Source organism: Paraburkholderia largidicola (assembly GCF_013426895.1).
GTDB classification, from domain to species: domain Bacteria; phylum Pseudomonadota; class Gammaproteobacteria; order Burkholderiales; family Burkholderiaceae; genus Paraburkholderia; species Paraburkholderia largidicola.
The window spans coordinates 1290209-1306480 of record NZ_AP023176.1 but is presented as its reverse complement, the minus strand read 5'-3'; the positions used below and the strand labels follow the sequence as shown (position 1 = coordinate 1306480).

The following is a 16272-nucleotide window of genomic DNA, read 5'->3' as shown; positions in this document are numbered from 1 at the left end:
GCCACCGCAGCACGCGGAACACCACGTCACACCGCGCTCTCACGCTCCATCCGCTGATCGTCTGCACCGCGTTGGGTTGTCTGCTGTTCCTTCAGATACCGTGCAAGCTCGGGATTGGTCACGAAGCTCGCAGCTGACGTGGCCGCGAGAATATCGACGGCCTCTTGCGGTTTCGCGATGCCGAAGCCCTGCACGTAGTCGACGCCCAGTTCCTCCAGCGCGCGCAGGGTCTGGAAGTCCTCAACCCACTCCGCGATGCTGCGCATGCCGAGATTGCGCGCGAGCGTAATGATCGCCTCGACGATCGCGATATCGGCGGGATGGTTGCACATCGTACGCACGAACTCGCCGTCTATCTTCAGCGCATCGGCCGACAGCTTCTTCAGGTAGCGCAAAGAAGTCTGCCCCGCGCCGAAATCGTCGATGGCGATTTTCGCGCCCATGTCGTGCACGCGCGCGATGAAGCGTTCCGTATGCTCGAGATCGTGCAGCGCGACGCTTTCGGTAATCTCGATGCACAGGTAATGGACGATGTCCTCGTGACGCGAGAACAGCGCGAACAGCTCGTCGAGGAAGTGCTCGTCGTTGAGCGAACCGCCGCTCAGGTTCACGCACACGAAGCGCGTGGTGGAGAGCGATGCGCGGTTCTCGCTGAGCCATGCGAGCGTCGTCGTGAGCACCCAGCGGTCGATTTCCACGATCGTGCCCGAGTCCTCGGCGGCGGCGATCAGTTTCGCTGCTGTCGCTACCGCGCCGTCCGGCGTGCGCATGCGCAGCAGTATTTCGAAATCGAGCGCTTCCGTCGGCGTGTGCATCGACATGATGGGCTGCATCACGAGGAACAGCCCATCGGGCAGCCGGCTTTGTCCCAGCGCCTCGATCAGAGTGATCTCGGCGGCGCGCTCCTCGAACGCCGGTGCGCCCTTGCGCAGGGCCACCAGCCGCGCATTGCCGCCGCGTTTCGCGGCGCGGCACGCGCGGTCGGCATAGGCGAGGGCGTCCAGCGCGCGTTCGCCTTGCGAGCACTCGACGACACCGATCGATCCCCGGACCTGGAACGCTCGCGTATCGACATGAAACGGCGCGGAGTTCAACGCGGTGACGAGTTCGCGGCAACGCACGATGGCATCGTCGATGGGCATGTTCGCGAGCACGCACACGAACTCGTCCCCGCCGATGCGCCCGATCGGAATATGGGCACCGAGGCGCTCGACGAGGCGCGCCGCGACATGCCGCAGGATTTCGTCGCCGGTGCCGTGACCGAACAGATCGTTGAACAGCTTGAAGCGGTCGAGATCGAGATACGCGAGCGCCCACGGGGAGCTTTCGCCGCATTGCCGGTCGATTGCATGCTCGATGCCGCGCCGGTTCAGAAGACCGGTGAGGGGATCATGCTCGGCCAGGAAGTGCAGCCGCTCGACCGCTTTCGAGCGGTCCGTCACGTCTTCGAGCGAGCCTTCGATAAAGCCGTTCGCGCGGATCGCGCGCAGCGAGTAGCGTCGCGACTCCGTCTTCGTGCCGGCCGTGCCATCGATTTCGATCGATGCCGAATCGTCGCGCTCCAGCAGTTCACCCAGGGCGCGCTCGGCGCCCGGGGCGAAATAATCGGCCCAACGACGCGTGCCGTCCTGCTCGTCGCTCAAGCCCAGCATCGCGTGCAGCGCCGGGTTGGCGCGGACGAAGCAGCTTTCCCCGTTCAATGTGAAAAGGCCGATCGGCGTGACGTCATAGGTGTTGCGCAGCTCGATCTGCATCTGCCGGCGGCGCTCGCGTTCTTCGCGCATCCGTTCGGCAATCGCGAACGCACACAGCATGCTCGACGACAGCGCCGTCACGACGGGGCTATGCGTGCCCGCCAGCGCCTTCACGCCGAATGCGGCAGCAAGGACTTCCGACAGCGTCGCAACCAGCACGATGGCCATCGACGCGACGTACCAGAGCACGGTGCGCGAGCGCGCCTTGATGAACAACTGCACGAGAAAATAGGTCAGCACCAGGATGCAGAAACTGGCGGTCGCCCACAGCACGGGAATGAAGTGCGCGTAGCTCAGCGTGAACGCGGCGGCCATCAGCACGCAGCCGCCATACCGCACAGCCTGCAGGCTCCAGCGCAGACCGATCGCTTTCAGCTCGCGGCGAAACAGCTCCACGAAGAGCGTCGTGGTCAGCACGTAGTAGGCCGCGAAAGTGAACTCCCGCAAAAACTCGATATGGTCGGGCGGGACAGTCCGGCCCAGCCATTCGGTGTCGAAGCCCATTGCATTCGCGCTCAGCCGCAGGTTGCCGACGAGCCATGCGGCAAAAATGACGTAAGTCCATTCGCGATTGATGATGGCCGTCACGAACACGAAGATCGCGAGCGTTAGCAGGCCGCCCGTAATCAGCGCTGCGCTCTGGTAGAAATCGAGCGTCGTCTCCTCGAGCTTGTCGAGGCTCGATGCCGACGCGCTGATATAGGCGGGGCCCGAGAACGTGCCACGGCACAGGATCTGTGCATCGGCGGTGTGCTCGTCGAGTTTCAGCGCAAAGCCGGCCTTGTTGTCGCGCATCGCGCCGCTCGTGCCGTGGCGGTCGCCCGCGCCGAGCAGCGTGAGGACGGGGCCCGTCTTCCAGCAGGAAATCGTTTGCGCATGCCGGGACGGAAGATCGACGAACGTGGCGTCTCCGCTGCCCAGAGCTGGCGCGGTGAGCATGAACCAGAAAGGCGTTTCGGCGAGATGGGTACTGAAGCGGGCGGTGTGCGTGCCATTGCGCAGGCGTTCGATGGCCGCGGCAGGCGACAGCGTCGCCGACGGATCCGCGATCACGGAGAAGCTCAACGGAACCGTCCCCGTGGTATCGAACTGGCGCGGGCCCCAAAGCAAGACTGCGACGGTGCCAAGCGCAATCATGAATGGCGCGACGTATACGGAAAACCGCAGGAAAGCCCAGCCGGTCAGTCGGTCCCGAAACGCCCACTTAACGCTTGTCATCTGCTGCATTTCCCCAGTGACTTCATTCCCGATTTCATTGCCATGCCGCGTGGTCGGCAGCGAAAACACGACTGTGCCGACTTCATCCGTCTTTTGTCCGCCCGAATTGCTTCGGGCGGATACCTTACCCTACCTGCCTTACGCTTCGCTCAACGACCTCAGATAGTCCGAGGCGCTGTCCGGCAGCATGCCACGCTCAGTGCCATGGCCAGCCTCTTCCTGCGGTGATGCGACGCTGACGTCGATGTCGACGTGATCCGTTTCAAAGAAGAACCCGTAGAACGGATGGTTCACCTTCGCCCAGCGCTGACGGACCAGTGCAACCGGTTTCGCCATCACCCGATGCGGCAATCCGCCCACGTGCGACATCGGCAGGAATTCATTCTTGCCATATACATCTTCGAAAAGCATCGCCTCATATTCCCGGTCGAGCGGCGAACGCGCGGTAATCAACATCCAGTCGACCCCGTTCTGCGCGCAATACATGTAGTACGCCTTGCACAGCGCCACCTTCACCATCCGCCCGATCGCGCCGCGCGCCACGCCGAGCCGCGTCGCCTCGGCGAGCCGTGCCTGGTTCAGCCAGTCCGGCAGCTGGACCGATTGTTCGACGGCGAGCGAATCGAACGCGTTGGTCTGGACCCGCATGGTGCCGAGCGGGCCACCGTCCAGCCGCGATTGCGCGAGCAGCACGACCGTGCCAGGCGCGCCGTCCAGTGCTTCGACGCCCATGGTCTCCGCGAATTCCGGCAAGTGCCGTCTGTATGCCGCGCGGCGCATTTCGACCGCCTTGTCGAGCTCCGTCCGGTTACTTACCACCTTAATCGTAAACGGCAGCCTTTCCGTTTTCTTTACCGTGCCCGAATTAAAGCCCTCTTCGAGCAACGTATAACCCGTATTTTGCTTCAAAACGACTGAATCGATGCGGTCCATATCAACCCCGTAGGTGAGTGAGAAAAAAGTACATCGCGTTCAAAACGGAAGAACCGCGCCGAACGCGACAAACTAGAGTCTCATGAACGCAGATACGGTGATATGCACAGCCATTCAATCAGGTGAGTGGGATTTGAATCAGTGCCGGTAAAACCTTCGAATATGGGGAGCCGCGTGCGATATAAAAAATGAGTGTTTCGTCGAAGCTACACAGCAGCGATGAACACGGGGCAGGAATGGATGGGTCAGTCACGTTCCGGTTCGTCAACGGAGAACGTCATGAGCACAGCGCTGGGTCAGCCGGGTCGCGGGTGTGTCGCTATAAGCCGTTGATTGGGGCAGTCATCGAGAACGTCGAGCTGTCGAAGCCGCTTACCGACGATAATCGTCGGATGCTATTGCGGCGTTATTTTTATTTCTAGTTTGTATCGACGGAGACGGCTTTGAAAGCTGACAGCCGGCATTCCCTGAGCGTCAGGGAATAAGCCCGTGCGTTCGATACGCACGCAGTGTTTCATCGAAGACCCGGATATCGGATCGGCCGCGCGCAATGAGTTGCGCCCCTTCGATTGCTGCGAAGATTGCCGTTGCACGCGCCTTGTTGGCTTTCTTGTCCTTTCGCCCGGCATCGAGCGAAAGCAGGCGAGTCAGCCATTCGATGTTGATATCCATGAATCGCTGCACCTCGACCTGAACCTCCGCGGGAAGATCGTGATGCTCGGCGGCCATGATGCCGCTCAAGCACATGCGGTTCTCGTTCTCGAGGGCGGCCCGAAAGACCTTGACGTACTGGTCGAAGGTCGCGCGCTCGCTTTTGTGCTGATCGAGCAATCTCTCCAGAAATTCGACTGCATCGTCGCTGTATTGCCGCGCGAGCGCCGCGCCGAGGTCGCCCTTGGTCGGATAGTGATGGTGGACGGCGGGCCCCTTGATGCCGACTTCGTTCGCGACCTCGCGGATGCTGAGCGCGTTGTATCCGTGGGCCTGCACCATGTGGCGCGCCACCGCGAGGATGCGGCTTTTCGTGTCGGGAGTATTCATGCGCGTGATCATAGCAGATTGCTTACCAAGCGGTTCGTAAGCTTACTTATCGATAAGTAAGTCTTGACACAGTGGTCCAACGGTCTCTACGATTCGCTCTCACTTACTTAGCGGTTGGTAAGTTCACTTCGATCAAGGACTGGAAATGAAAATCTATGACGTCCCCGGGTTCCCGAATCCTTTGCGCATTCGCATCGTGCTGGCCGAGAAGCAACTCGCTTCGCAGGTCGAGTTCGTCAAGGTCGACCTGCCCGCGGCGGAACACAAACAGGCTGCGTTTTTGAAGATCAATCCAACGGGCACCGTGCCGGTGCTCGAACTCGACGATGGAACGCGCATCGCCGAATGTACGGCGATTACCGAGTACCTCGACAATCTGGACGGCGACCCGATCCTCACGGGCAAGACCGCGCGCGACAAAGGCGTGATTCACATGATGCAAAAGCGCGCCGAGTCGGAACTCATCGATGCCGTCGGCATTTATTTTCACCACGCGACGGATGGGTTGGGCGATGCGCTGCGCGAGTTCAAGCAGCCGCAATGGGCGGCTCGCGCCGAGTGGGGAAAGCTCCAGGGCGAGCGGGCCGTGGCGGGCATGCGCTATTTCGATAGCGTGCTCGAAGCCCAGCCTTATGTGGCGGGCGATGCGTTCTCGATGGCCGACATCACCGTCTGGGCTGGGCTGCTGTTCGCGGGCTTCGCCAGGATCGATGTGCCGGCTGAGTGCAATGCGCTTCGCGCATGGAAAGAAAGAGTCGATGGACGTGCGTCGGTGATGAATCCGGCGTAGAAGCTGGTTGTCATCGGCCGACGCCCGGGCGATGACGGCGATATGAAACGCTGCGCCGGCGGCTGGACAGCTTGCCGGCGTTCAGATGCACGGGACAGAGCTTCCGCGAAAGTCCACCCGGTCAGTCCTGATGAAGGCGAGGCAACGAGAACAGTTGATTCCGCACTATGGATGCGGCCCCGATCGCCGCGCCATCCGCACCGAGTCGCGTCATATAAATCGGCGGTGCCTTGAAGCCATGCAATAGATTGGTAGCGAGCAATTTCTTGACTTTCGGTTCCACACGGGGAAACAGAGCGCTCAATGGACCGCCTAAAACAATCTTCTCAGGGTCCAGCAGATAGACGAGATTGAGGAAGCCCGTCGTGAGCACGTTCGCCCACTCGTCAAATGTCTCATCGAGCTCTGGTGTAGAGGCATCCGTGCCGACGCTCGCGAGCCATTGCAATCCGTCGGCGAGCGTGCGGTCCTTGGGGAGGAATGGGCGAAAGCGCTCATAGCCCGCGAGCAGCTCGAATGTCTGCGTTCCGATGGCGCCGGGCGTTGCTCCCATCACCATGTGTCCCAGTTCGCCCGCATATCCGTGCGCGCCTTCAAGTATCTGACCGCGCTGGACGATTGCACCGCCCAGGCCCTCGGTGAGCAGGATGAGCAGCATGTCTTGCGCATCCTGCTCGCGTGCGATGGTCCGTTCGGCATTGGCAAAGGCGACCGCGTCGTTGCAGATCGTGATGGGCCACGGCATGTCTCTGTGGTCCGTCAGCATCTGTTTCAACGGTACGTCGCGCCAACGCAGAAAGGGCGCGACGACAACCCGGCCACTGTGGTCGACGAGCCCGGGCACGGAGACGCAGACACCATGAACCCGGTTCGAATCGATGGCGGTCTCTTTCAGAAGCCGTCCCGGCAGGCTTGCAATCTGTTCGACCACGCGATCGACGTCATCGGCGTGGGCTTCGACGGATTCGCTGATCCGATGCACGATGCGCATTCCCAGATCGACCAGTACCGCTGTCAGGGTAAGGCTGGAGATATCGATTCCAATCGCGTATGCCCCCTGAGGGTTCAGGCGCACCCCTGAACCCGGCCGGCCCGGCCGGACGCCAGCGGAACGGTCGGATGTCTCGACGACGAGCCCGGAGTCGATCAGTTCCTTGACCGCATGGCCGATCGTGGCGCGCGTCAAACCCAGTTCGCGCGACAGGTCCGCTCGACTCAGCGTTGCGCCGCGCCTGAGTTGCCGCAGACATCTCGCCGTGTTGATGTGACGCAGCAGCATGGGGGTCGTCGAAGCGGTTTCCCGCGGCGTGCTTGCGGAGGCTATCGCATGCTCGTGCAGAGGCAGGCGGCTATCCGGCGACGCGTCGGGAAAGGGAGCCGGATGCGTCCCCCGGTTATCGAGGTCCTGTTCCCGGGCGGCCTTTCGAAACCTGTACAGGTAGCTCTTCAACGTCGCCGTCGTGATGGCGAGCCCATTGTCGTTGAGCGCCTGCACGATGTCGGCAATGCGCGCACCGGCAGTGAGGCGCTGCTCGATTTCAGGCAGGACGCTGCGTAGCCTCGCTGCCTTCGTGCTGGCTTCGATTTCGTCAATGGCAGAGCGAAGTGGTCTGGATGGTTTCATCGGCGCGTATCGTAATTATTTTGCATCCTAGATGCATTCTGTTCGGTCTTCAAATGCATCCTGATAACAAAAATAAGGGTGTAAACCACAGTTTATCTGTAGTTTCGTTTGTTTAAACTACAAACAAACGGAATGCAGTTTCGCTTCTGTCGGATGGGAGGATTGAGATGGGCCGCAGCATCGCCATCGCGCATTTTGTCCAACGCAAGCCACAACAGGCTGATGTTCGGATCGGCGGCAATGCGCTCGGTGTCGCGCATGGTCGTCGCGATGTCGAGTGGCCCGTCATCACACCTGCGACTGCAACCGACGCTTTCCGTCCAACTCAACCTTTGAATGGTGAAACGATGCTCAGGAATATCGACCCGCTGCTTGGCCCGGAACTGCTTTCGGTGCTGCGCGCAATGGGCCATGGCGAGGACATCGCCATCGTCGATCGCAACTACCCGGCGTTGAGCGCCGGTCCGCAACTCATCCGGCAGGACGCAGCCGACGGTCCGCGCGTGCTCGACGCGATCCTTTCCGTGTTGCCGCTGGACAAGGGCGCACAGACGGTCACGCGCATGGAAGTGCGGGACAAGCCTTCGGAACTGCTGCCGGTGATGAGCGATTTCATTTCAGTGGCGAAGACGCACGCGCCGCATCTCGAAGTCGATTCGTTGCCGCCTGCCGAGTTCAAGGCGCGCGCATCGAAGGCGGTGGCGATCGTCGTGACTGGCGAAACGCGCGTGTACGGGAATATGCTGCTGCGTAAAGGCACTCTGCCGATGTGAGTGCGAGTGTGAGTGAAAAAGAGCATGCCCGTTCAATGGAGGACTTCATGGCCGATGTGTTGATGAATCTGCGATTTTCGGTTGCGTGTGCGATCGCCAGAGAGGCGGGGCAATTGATACGCACGCGTTTCCTCGCTCGCGACGATGCATTGAACTTCAAGTTCAAAGGCCCTCAGGACTATCTGACCGAAACGGACGGAGAAGTCGAACAACTGATCGCCGCGCGACTCTCCGCATCGTTTCCGGACGACGCCTTCTTCGGCGAAGAGAGCGGCGGCGAAGTGGGCGATAGCGTGTGGATCGTCGATCCGATCGACGGGACGGCTGATTTCGCGCGTGGCGTGCCGTATTTCTGCGTGTCGATTGCGTTTGTCCTACGCGGCAAGACGGAAATCGGCGTGCTGTACGACCCCATGTCTGACGAGCTGTTCGCGGCGCGCAGAGGGCATGGCGCGACGGTGAATGGACAACCCATCAAGGTCAGCACGATTGCGGAGATACGGCAGTCGGTTGTCGAACTCGGCTGGTCGTCGCGCGTCCCGTTCGAACGATCTGCAAAGGTGCTCGAGAAATTGCATGCGCTTGGTGCAGGCGTGAAGCGGCGCGGATCAGGTGCACTCGGAATCGCCTATGTCGCGATGGGGCGGCAGGACGCCTACTGCGAATTGCACATCAACTCATGGGACGCGGCGGCGGCCGTACTGCTCGTTGAAGAAGCCGGCGGATGGGTCAACGAATTCCTGACCAAAGAATGCCTCACGCAGGGCAATCAGGTGATCGTATGCACGCCGGGCCTGCGTGGCTGGCTGGAAAACATCCTGAACGTGTAGTCGACGCGGGAATGATTCCCGCTGCTTGATCAAGGTAGAGAGAACCATGTCTGACACTGCAGCCAACCCCTTCGCATTGAATGGGGAAATCGCGCTCGTCACGGGCGCGACACGAGGAATCGGCTATGCGTGCGCGAGAGCACTCGCCGAAGCAGGCGCCGCCGTCGCGCTCGGCTGTCGCGACGTGCGGGCCGGCGAGGCACTCGCGAAAGCGTTGCGCGAAGATGGCGTCAAAGCGATCGCGGTTCATATGGACATGCTGTCGCTCGAATCGATTGAGCGGGCTGTCGCGCAGGTGGAGACGGAACTGGGTCCGTTATCCGTGCTGGTCAATAACGCGGGTCACAGCCGGCCGGCGCCCGCCATGCAGGTCAATGCCGACGACTACGACGCGATGTTCGACCTGAACGTCAAAGGTGCATTCTTCGCGTCTCAGGCGGCTGCACGCACGATGGCGGCGCGCAAGCGCGGATCGATCATCAATATCGCTTCGCAGGCGGGCTTTGTTGCGCTCGATGGCGAGTCGATCTACTGCATGACGAAAGCCGCGATGATCCACATGACGCAGTGTCTCGCCGTCGAATGGGCGCCGCATCACATCCGCGTGAATGCAGTCGCGCCGACATTCATCCGCACGGACAGTACCAAAGGCTGGCTCGAGAACGAAGCATCGCTGAATTCCTTGCTGGCGCGAATTCCGCTGCGCCGGATCGGCGAACCTGAGAACGTGGCGGAGCCGGTGGTGTTTCTCGCATCGAATGCGGCTGCGCTGATTACCGGTGCGACGCTGAAGATCGACGGAGGCTGGACGGCTGTGTGATACCGAATGCGCAGACACCGTCGAAGCGGCGTCTGCGTGAAAGAGGATGCGCGATGGCCGCGACGCGCAGACCCATCGACATACGCGGTCAAGACGCAGGTCATACCGAGCTGGAAGGAGACAACCATGAACATCACGAAGCTGACGTGCCTGATTGCATGTAGTTTAGGGTTGCTAAGTAATCCGACGCCGTCGAATGCCGATGAACCGGTCAAGATCGGCTTTCTGGTGAAGCAACCCGAAGAGCCATGGTTTCAGGACGAATGGAAGTTTGCCGAAATGGCTGCGCGCGAGAAGGGCTTTACGCTGGTCAAGATCGCGGCGCCATCGGGCGAGAAGGTGATGAGCGCAATCGACAATCTCGCGGCGCAGAAGGCGCAAGGTTTCGTCATCTGCACGCCCGACGTGAAGCTGGGGCCAGGCATCGTCGCGAAGGCGAAAGCAGATGGACTGAAGATGATGACGGTCGACGACCGTCTGGTCGACGGGACGGGTAAGCCGATTGCGTCTGTGCCTTACATGGGCATCTCGGCGTCGGAAATCGGCAGGCAGGCTGGCGAGAGCATTGCGTCGGAAGTGAAGCGACGCGGGTGGGCCATGAAGGACGTGGGCGCCATCGACGTGAGCTACGACCAGCTCCCGACCTCGCACGATCGCACGGCGGCAGCAGCGGGTGCACTGGTCGCCGCAGGACTGCCTCGCGCGAACGTCATCAACGCGCCGATGAATCATCCCGACACCGAAAACGGCTTCAATGCAGCGAACATCGCGCTCACCAAGAACCCGCAGTTCAAGCATTGGGTTGCGTTCGGGCTGAACGACGAGTCCGTGCTCGGCGCCGTGCGGGCCGCCGAGGGACGCGGAATCAAGGCCGACAACATGGTCGGTGTCGGTGTCGGCGGATCGGAATCCGCGCTCAACGAATTCAAGAAGCCGCAGCCGACGGGATTCTTCGGCACGGTGATCATCAGCCCCAAGCGGCACGGTGCGGAGACATCCACGCTCGTCTACGAGTGGATCAAGACGGGCAAGGAGCCGCCGTTGCTCACCTTGACGACAGGCATGCTCGCGACCCGCGACGATGTGAATCAGGTGCGGGAAAAAATGGGTCTTGTCGTGAGCAAATGAGTCTGGCAGTGGGCGGCAGTGCGCTGCGCCGCTCGTCGGCATCTACATCAATGGAGGCAACGTGTCGTTCCTGCGCTTTGAAAATGTGTCGAAGGTCTTTCCTGGCGTGCGCGCTCTCTCTGGCGTGTCGTTCGAGGTTCGCGCGGGCGAAGTGCACGGTCTGATGGGAGAGAACGGCGCGGGAAAGTCGACGCTGTTGAAGATACTCGGCGGCGAGTATCAGCCCGATGCCGGAAGGATGCTGATCGACGGAAAGGAAGTGCGCTTTCCGAACGCGGCGACATCGATTGCGGGCGGTGTCGCCGTCATACACCAGGAGCTTCAATATGTGCCCGATCTGAGCGTCGCGGAGAACCTTTTACTAGGGCGCTTGCCACTCAGCGGCGGCTGGTTCAGCAAGTCGCGCGCGATTTCGGTTGCACGCGAGCGTCTTGCCGCGATGGGCGTCGATCTCGATCCCGCGATCAATCTGCGCAAGCTGTCCATTGCGCAGCGACAGATGGTCGAAATCTGCAAGGCGCTGATGCGCAACGCGCAAGTCATCGCGCTCGACGAGCCGACCAGCTCGCTCTCGCACACGGAAACGGAAGTGCTTTTCCGGCTCGTCAGGCAACTGCGACAGGAACAGCGCGCATTGATTTATATCTCGCACCGGATGAATGAGATCTATGAATTGTGCGATGCATGCACGGTCTTTCGCGACGGCAAGATGATCGGGTCTCACGCTGAACTCAAGGATCTGCCGCGTCAGACACTGGTGAGAGAAATGGTGGGGCGCGACATCGCCGATATTTACCACTACAGGAAGCGACCGCTCGGCGAGGTGCGACTGTCGGCCAAGGCGCTGATGGGCAAGCCGCTCGCGTCGCCCGCGACGTTCGAGGTTCGCAAAGGTGAGATCGTCGGCTTCTTCGGGCTGGTAGGCGCGGGACGCAGCGAACTGATGCACCTCGTGTATGGCGCGAGGAAAAAGGAAATCGGTGAGATCAGCCTCGACGGTCGTGCCATACGCGTCGACGGTCCACGTTCGGCGATTCGCCACGGGATCGTGCTGTGCCCGGAAGACCGCAAGGAAGATGGCATCGTCGCGATGGCGAGCGTGTCGGACAACATCAACATCAGCTGTCGACGGCATTCGACGCGCGGCGGTGTATTCCTGAACCGCAAGCGGGAAGCACGGGTAGCCGACGCATTCATCCGGCAGCTACAGATCAAAACCCCGAGCCGCCGCCAGAAGATCCGGTTCTTGTCCGGCGGCAATCAACAGAAGGCGATTCTCGCGCGATGGCTGGCCGAGCCCGACGTGCGGGTAGTGATTCTCGACGAGCCGACGCGTGGCATCGATATCGGCGCCAAGCACGAGATCTACAACGTCATCTATGAACTTGCCGAGCGTGGTTGCGCGATCGTAGTGGTGTCTTCCGAATTACCGGAAGTGCTCGGCATTTCCGACCGCGTCGTCGTGATGCGCGAAGGGCGTATTGCGGGCGAACTCGATCGCGAGACAGCAACTGAGCAAAGCGTGCTTTCTCTCGCGTTGCCCGACATCCCACATTGATATGGAGACAGATGTGCAAACGGACGATCAACTGGCAGTAGCCCGTGCATCAGGCGCGCGAGAACTGTCGACGGACGCATTTCCCTTTAGATGGCGCGAATCATTTGCCGAATACAGCCTTGTTCTGATCTTCATCGCGATGTTCGCGGCGATGTCATTCAGCGTCGATCACTTCTTTTCGCTCGACAACATGCTGGGACTCGCGCTGTCGATTTCACAGATCGGCATGGTGGCGTGCACGATGATGTTCTGCCTGGCAGCGCGCGACTTCGATCTGTCGGTGGGTTCCACCGTGGCCTTCTCTGGGGTGCTGTGCGCAATGGTGCTCAACGCAACCGGAAGCGCCGTGATTGCGGTCACAGCAGCCGTGGCGGCAGGTTGCGCCATCGGCTTCGTCAATGGTGCGGTGATTGCGTACCTGCGCATCAACCCGCTGATCACCACGCTCGCGACAATGGAAATCGTCCGCGGGCTGGCGTTCATCGTGTCCCATGGACAGGCGGTCGGTGTGTCTTCCGAAGGCTTCATCGCATTCGGCAGCCTGACCCTGTTCGGCGTGTCCCTGCCGATCTGGGTCACGCTGGTGTGCTTCGTCGTATTCGGCGTGATGCTGAACAACACCGTCTATGGCCGCAACACGCTGGCGATCGGCGGCAATCCCGAAGCGTCCCGGCTTGCCGGCATCAACGTGGACCTCGTACGAGTGACCATCTTTCTCGTGCAGGGCGCCGTGACGGCTCTGGCGGGCGTGATCCTCGCATCGCGGATCACGTCGGGGCAGCCCAATGCGGGTGAAGGATTCGAACTCAATGTGATTTCGGCATGCGTGCTCGGCGGCGTTTCGCTGCTCGGCGGGCGCGCGTCGATCTCAGGCGTCGTGGTTGGCGTGCTCATCATGGGCACGGTCGAGAACGTCATGAACCTGCTGAATATCGACGCCTTCTATCAATACCTCGTGCGCGGCGCCATTCTGCTTGCCGCGGTACTACTTGACCAGTTGAAGAATCGGGGCGAGCGCAACTAGCGCGTTGCGCATCGGCTCCCAACGGCCTTCTTGCGAATACAGATGGAGAAATCAGTGAAGAAAGATGAAAGGCAATTGCGTATCGGCATTCTTGGTTGTGGGCCGATCTCCCAGTTTGCGCATTTCGAGTCCGTACAGAAGGCGCATAACGCAAACCTCTTTGCAGTGTGCGATGTCGACGAAGGTCTGGCCAGACATTTCGGCCAGTTCTACGACGCGCAAAAGATCTATCTCGACTATGACGCGATGCTCGCGGACCCCGACATCGAGGCTGTCGTTATCGGAACATCGGATGCCTTTCATGTGCCTGCTTCGCTCAAGGCACTCGCGGCAGGCAAGCACGTGTTGTGCGAGAAACCCGTCGGCGTGTCCGTCGAAGAGGTCGAGCAGCTTGCGCTTGAAGTGCGGCGTTCGGGTAAGGTCCTGCAAATAGGCCACATGCTGCGCTTCGATCCCGGCATCGAATCTGCAAAGGCATTCGTGCAGGATGAAATGGGCGAGATGCTTGCGCTCAAAGCCTGGTATTGCGATTCGACGCATCGCTACACCAACACGGACGCGATCCAGCCGAAGCCTCGTCCTGGCACGCGCGTGCTACGTCCGCAAGGCGACCCGAAGGCCGACAGGCAACGGTATTTCATGCTGGCGCACGGCAGCCATCTTGTCGATCTCGCGCGATACCTCGGCGGCCCGATTCGCTCGGTCGATGCGCGGCTGAGAGAGAAGTTCGGTGCGTATTGCTGGTTCGTGGACGTCGATTTCGAAAACGGCACCCTGGGACATCTCGATCTGACCATTGCGGTGCGAATGGACTGGCACGAAGGGTTTCAGATCTACGGCGAACACGGTAGCGTGACGGCGAAAACCTATAACCCCTGGTACTACAAGTCGAGCGATGTCGATATCTTTCACGAACGCAATGCGACGACGACGCGTGTCCTCGGCGCAGACGGACATTTCTATCGACGCCAGGTCGAAGGGTTCGCGGATGCAATCCTGAAAGACGTCCCCACGCGAGGCGCGAATATCGACGATGGCGTTGCGTCGATCAGGGCGATGATCGCGATCGCGCAATCGGTGCGCAGCGGAAAGCTGGTCGCGCTCGATGAAACAGGGGGCGCATTGTGATGACGCCCGGCGTCTTTGCTCGCACGTATGCTGCGAAATATCCCGGTGATCTGTTCGCGCGGATACGCGCCGACGGGTTCGCTTCCGTACAGTTCAACCTCTCTTGTGCGGGCCTTGCTGCGCTTCCCGAAACGCTTGCACCTGGCGTCGGGGAGGGCATTGCCGAAGCAGCCAGAGAGAATGGCCTCACGTTGTGTGCGCTATCCGGTACGTACAACATGGCGCATCCTGACCCGTCTCAACGACTGCGCGACAGAGCCGGCTTCACGAACGTCATGCGGGCGGCGCGCGAGATGGACGTTTCGCTGGTCACGCTGTGCACAGGCTCGCGCGATACCTCGAACATGTGGCGAGCGCATCCGGACAATGGTTCGGTCGAGGCGTGGAGCGCGCTTCGTGGTGAGCTTGATTTCGCGCTTTCGCTGGCCGAGGAGTTCAATCTCGTCCTCGGCATCGAACCGGAGCCGGGCAATGTCATCGCAGACGCGAGACTCGCCCGCAAGATACTCGATGAAGCAAACTCGAAGCGTCTCGGCATTGTGCTCGATGCGGCAAATCTTCTGCCACCCGAGGCGCAGCCCCGACAAGCGGAGATCGTCGCGGAGGCGGCGGAACTTCTCGGCGGCAGCCTGTTTCTCGTGCATGCCAAGGACATCGATCGTCATGGTGTCGTCGTGCCCGCGGGCAAGGGCGGAGTCGATCTTCCGGCCTTTGTTGCACGGATGAAATCGGTCGGTTACGACGGTCCGCTGGTCGGACACAATTTCGAAGAGTCCGATGCGCCTGGCGTTGCGACCTATCTCGCGTCGATCATCCGGAGCCAGGCGTCATGAGTGATGGCTACTTCGAGACGCCGGATGGATGCAGGCTCGCTTTCGTGGATGAAGGCGAGGGCATGCCGGTACTGTGGCAGCACGGACTGGGCGCGGACCGCAAGCAACCGGCGGAAGTGTTTCCTGCGATCGACGGCGTTCGCCGCATCACGCTCGAATGCCGGGGTCACGGACTCTCCGCGCTGGGGGACCCGACGGCACTATCGATCGCGCAGTTTGCCGACGATGCCATGTTGCTTCTGGACCATCTAGGTATCGAACGCGCCGTCGTGGGAGGCATCTCGCTCGGCGCGGCCATTGCGTTACGCATCGCTGCGATGCATCACGAGCGCGCAGTTGCATTGATCGCCGCCCGTCCGGCGTGGGTCGACAGGGACGCTCCCGCGCAACTGCAGATCTATCGCGATGTGGCCGAACTGCTTGCGGCGCACGGAGCCGACGAGGGCGCGGCGCGTCTTGAAGCATGCGCGCGGTTGCGTGAAATCGAAGCGGAGTCGCCCGATAACGCGGCGTCGATGCGCGGCTTTTTCAAGCGACCGAATCCAGAATCCACCATTGCGCTGCTCGGCCGTATCCCTGCACAGGGTCCGGGCCTGCAGCGCGGAGATTTTCACAAGCTCGGCCTGCCGACGCTGATCATCGCCAACCTTCAGGACTATGTTCACCCTGTCGAAACGGCAGAAGCGCTGGCCGAACTGATTTCGGGCGCGACGCTCACGCTCATCACCTCGAAAACAACGAGCCACAGCGACTACGTTGCCGACTTTCAACGAGCGCTGCGCGAGTTCCTGACACCCATGCGGACTCAGTCATGACAC

The 16272-nt window shown here is 60.9% G+C and carries 14 protein-coding genes; 10 read left to right on the top strand and 4 right to left on the bottom strand.

Annotated elements, in window-relative coordinates:
- Positions 1-26: 26 nt before the first annotated feature.
- The 3 genes from PPGU16_RS34630 to PPGU16_RS34620 all read right to left on the bottom strand — a co-directional run bounded on the left by PPGU16_RS34630 (position 27) and on the right by PPGU16_RS34620 (position 4958).
- On the bottom strand, positions 27-2972 hold the full coding sequence (locus tag PPGU16_RS34630; protein WP_180725358.1) for a putative bifunctional diguanylate cyclase/phosphodiesterase: 2946 nt from the start codon (positions 2970-2972) through the stop codon (positions 27-29).
- A 138-nt stretch (positions 2973-3110) separates the two neighbouring features.
- Positions 3111-3905: an N-acyl amino acid synthase FeeM domain-containing protein gene (locus PPGU16_RS34625; RefSeq protein ID WP_180725357.1), complete on the bottom strand. Its 795-nt coding sequence runs from the start codon at positions 3903-3905 to the stop codon at positions 3111-3113.
- 474 nt (positions 3906-4379) lie between these two features.
- Positions 4380-4958 (bottom strand): TetR/AcrR family transcriptional regulator, encoded by a 579-nt coding sequence (locus tag PPGU16_RS34620; protein ID WP_180725356.1) that lies wholly within the window; start codon positions 4956-4958, stop codon positions 4380-4382.
- Positions 4959-5091: 133 nt separating this feature from the next.
- Here PPGU16_RS34620 and PPGU16_RS34615 point away from each other — a divergent pair, with 133 nt between their 5' ends.
- Complete coding sequence (locus PPGU16_RS34615; protein WP_180725355.1) at positions 5092-5736, top strand: glutathione S-transferase family protein; 645 nt, start codon at positions 5092-5094, stop codon at positions 5734-5736.
- 121 nt (positions 5737-5857) lie between these two features.
- On the opposite strand, the gene PPGU16_RS34610 is transcribed toward PPGU16_RS34615, so the two are convergent.
- A complete protein-coding gene (locus PPGU16_RS34610; RefSeq protein ID WP_180725354.1) occupies positions 5858-7360 on the bottom strand; it encodes an ROK family transcriptional regulator in 1503 nt (500 codons plus the stop codon).
- Positions 7361-7527: 167 nt separating this feature from the next.
- Between PPGU16_RS34610 and PPGU16_RS34605 the strand changes: the two genes are divergently transcribed.
- The 9 genes from PPGU16_RS34605 (at position 7528) to PPGU16_RS34565 (ending at position 16269) form a co-directional block, all read left to right on the top strand.
- Positions 7528-8133: an RbsD/FucU family protein gene (locus PPGU16_RS34605; RefSeq protein WP_180725353.1), complete on the top strand. Its 606-nt coding sequence runs from the start codon at positions 7528-7530 to the stop codon at positions 8131-8133.
- A gap of 47 nt (positions 8134-8180) precedes the next feature.
- A complete protein-coding gene (locus PPGU16_RS34600; RefSeq protein ID WP_180725352.1) occupies positions 8181-8963 on the top strand; it encodes an inositol monophosphatase family protein in 783 nt (260 codons plus the stop codon).
- Between the two features lie 46 nt (positions 8964-9009).
- Positions 9010-9783, top strand: coding sequence for an SDR family NAD(P)-dependent oxidoreductase (locus tag PPGU16_RS34595; RefSeq protein WP_180725351.1), 774 nt, complete (start codon positions 9010-9012; stop codon positions 9781-9783).
- 141 nt (positions 9784-9924) lie between these two features.
- Positions 9925-10911, top strand: a complete 987-nt coding sequence (locus PPGU16_RS34590) for an arabinose ABC transporter substrate-binding protein (RefSeq protein WP_434064457.1) — start codon at positions 9925-9927, stop codon at positions 10909-10911.
- 61 nt (positions 10912-10972) lie between these two features.
- Complete coding sequence (gene araG / locus PPGU16_RS34585; protein WP_180725349.1) at positions 10973-12469, top strand: L-arabinose ABC transporter ATP-binding protein AraG; 1497 nt, start codon at positions 10973-10975, stop codon at positions 12467-12469.
- Position 12470: 1 nt separating this feature from the next.
- A complete protein-coding gene (gene araH, locus PPGU16_RS34580; protein WP_180725348.1) occupies positions 12471-13493 on the top strand; it encodes an L-arabinose ABC transporter permease AraH in 1023 nt (340 codons plus the stop codon).
- 54 nt (positions 13494-13547) lie between these two features.
- A complete protein-coding gene (locus PPGU16_RS34575) occupies positions 13548-14621 on the top strand; it encodes a Gfo/Idh/MocA family protein (RefSeq protein WP_243460671.1) in 1074 nt (357 codons plus the stop codon).
- Positions 14621-15454 carry a sugar phosphate isomerase/epimerase family protein gene (locus PPGU16_RS34570; RefSeq protein WP_180725346.1) on the top strand — a complete coding sequence of 278 codons (834 nt, stop codon included), beginning with the start codon at positions 14621-14623 and terminating at the stop codon, positions 15452-15454. Before PPGU16_RS34575 ends, PPGU16_RS34570 begins: the two co-directional genes overlap by 1 nt.
- Positions 15451-16269 carry an alpha/beta fold hydrolase gene (locus PPGU16_RS34565; RefSeq protein ID WP_180725345.1) on the top strand — a complete coding sequence of 273 codons (819 nt, stop codon included), beginning with the start codon at positions 15451-15453 and terminating at the stop codon, positions 16267-16269. The genes PPGU16_RS34570 and PPGU16_RS34565 overlap by 4 nt, the downstream gene beginning before the upstream one ends.
- The last annotated feature ends 3 nt before the right edge of the window (positions 16270-16272 follow it).

Coding starts and splice junctions, on each gene's coding strand:
- PPGU16_RS34605 (WP_180725353.1), top strand. CDS start 7,528: ATGGGCCGCAGCATCGCCATCGCGCATTTTGTCCAACGCAAGCCACAA.
- PPGU16_RS34615 (WP_180725355.1), top strand. CDS start 5,092: ATGAAAATCTATGACGTCCCCGGGTTCCCGAATCCTTTGCGCATTCGC.
- PPGU16_RS34595 (WP_180725351.1), top strand. CDS start 9,010: ATGTCTGACACTGCAGCCAACCCCTTCGCATTGAATGGGGAAATCGCG.
- PPGU16_RS34610 (WP_180725354.1), bottom strand. CDS start 7,360: ATGAAACCATCCAGACCACTTCGCTCTGCCATTGACGAAATCGAAGCC.
- PPGU16_RS34620 (WP_180725356.1), bottom strand. CDS start 4,958: ATGATCACGCGCATGAATACTCCCGACACGAAAAGCCGCATCCTCGCG.
- PPGU16_RS34625 (WP_180725357.1), bottom strand. CDS start 3,905: ATGGACCGCATCGATTCAGTCGTTTTGAAGCAAAATACGGGTTATACG.
- PPGU16_RS34600 (WP_180725352.1), top strand. CDS start 8,181: ATGGCCGATGTGTTGATGAATCTGCGATTTTCGGTTGCGTGTGCGATC.
- araH (WP_180725348.1), top strand. CDS start 12,471: ATGGAGACAGATGTGCAAACGGACGATCAACTGGCAGTAGCCCGTGCA.
- PPGU16_RS34630 (WP_180725358.1), bottom strand. CDS start 2,972: ATGACAAGCGTTAAGTGGGCGTTTCGGGACCGACTGACCGGCTGGGCT.
- PPGU16_RS34570 (WP_180725346.1), top strand. CDS start 14,621: ATGACGCCCGGCGTCTTTGCTCGCACGTATGCTGCGAAATATCCCGGT.
- PPGU16_RS34565 (WP_180725345.1), top strand. CDS start 15,451: ATGAGTGATGGCTACTTCGAGACGCCGGATGGATGCAGGCTCGCTTTC.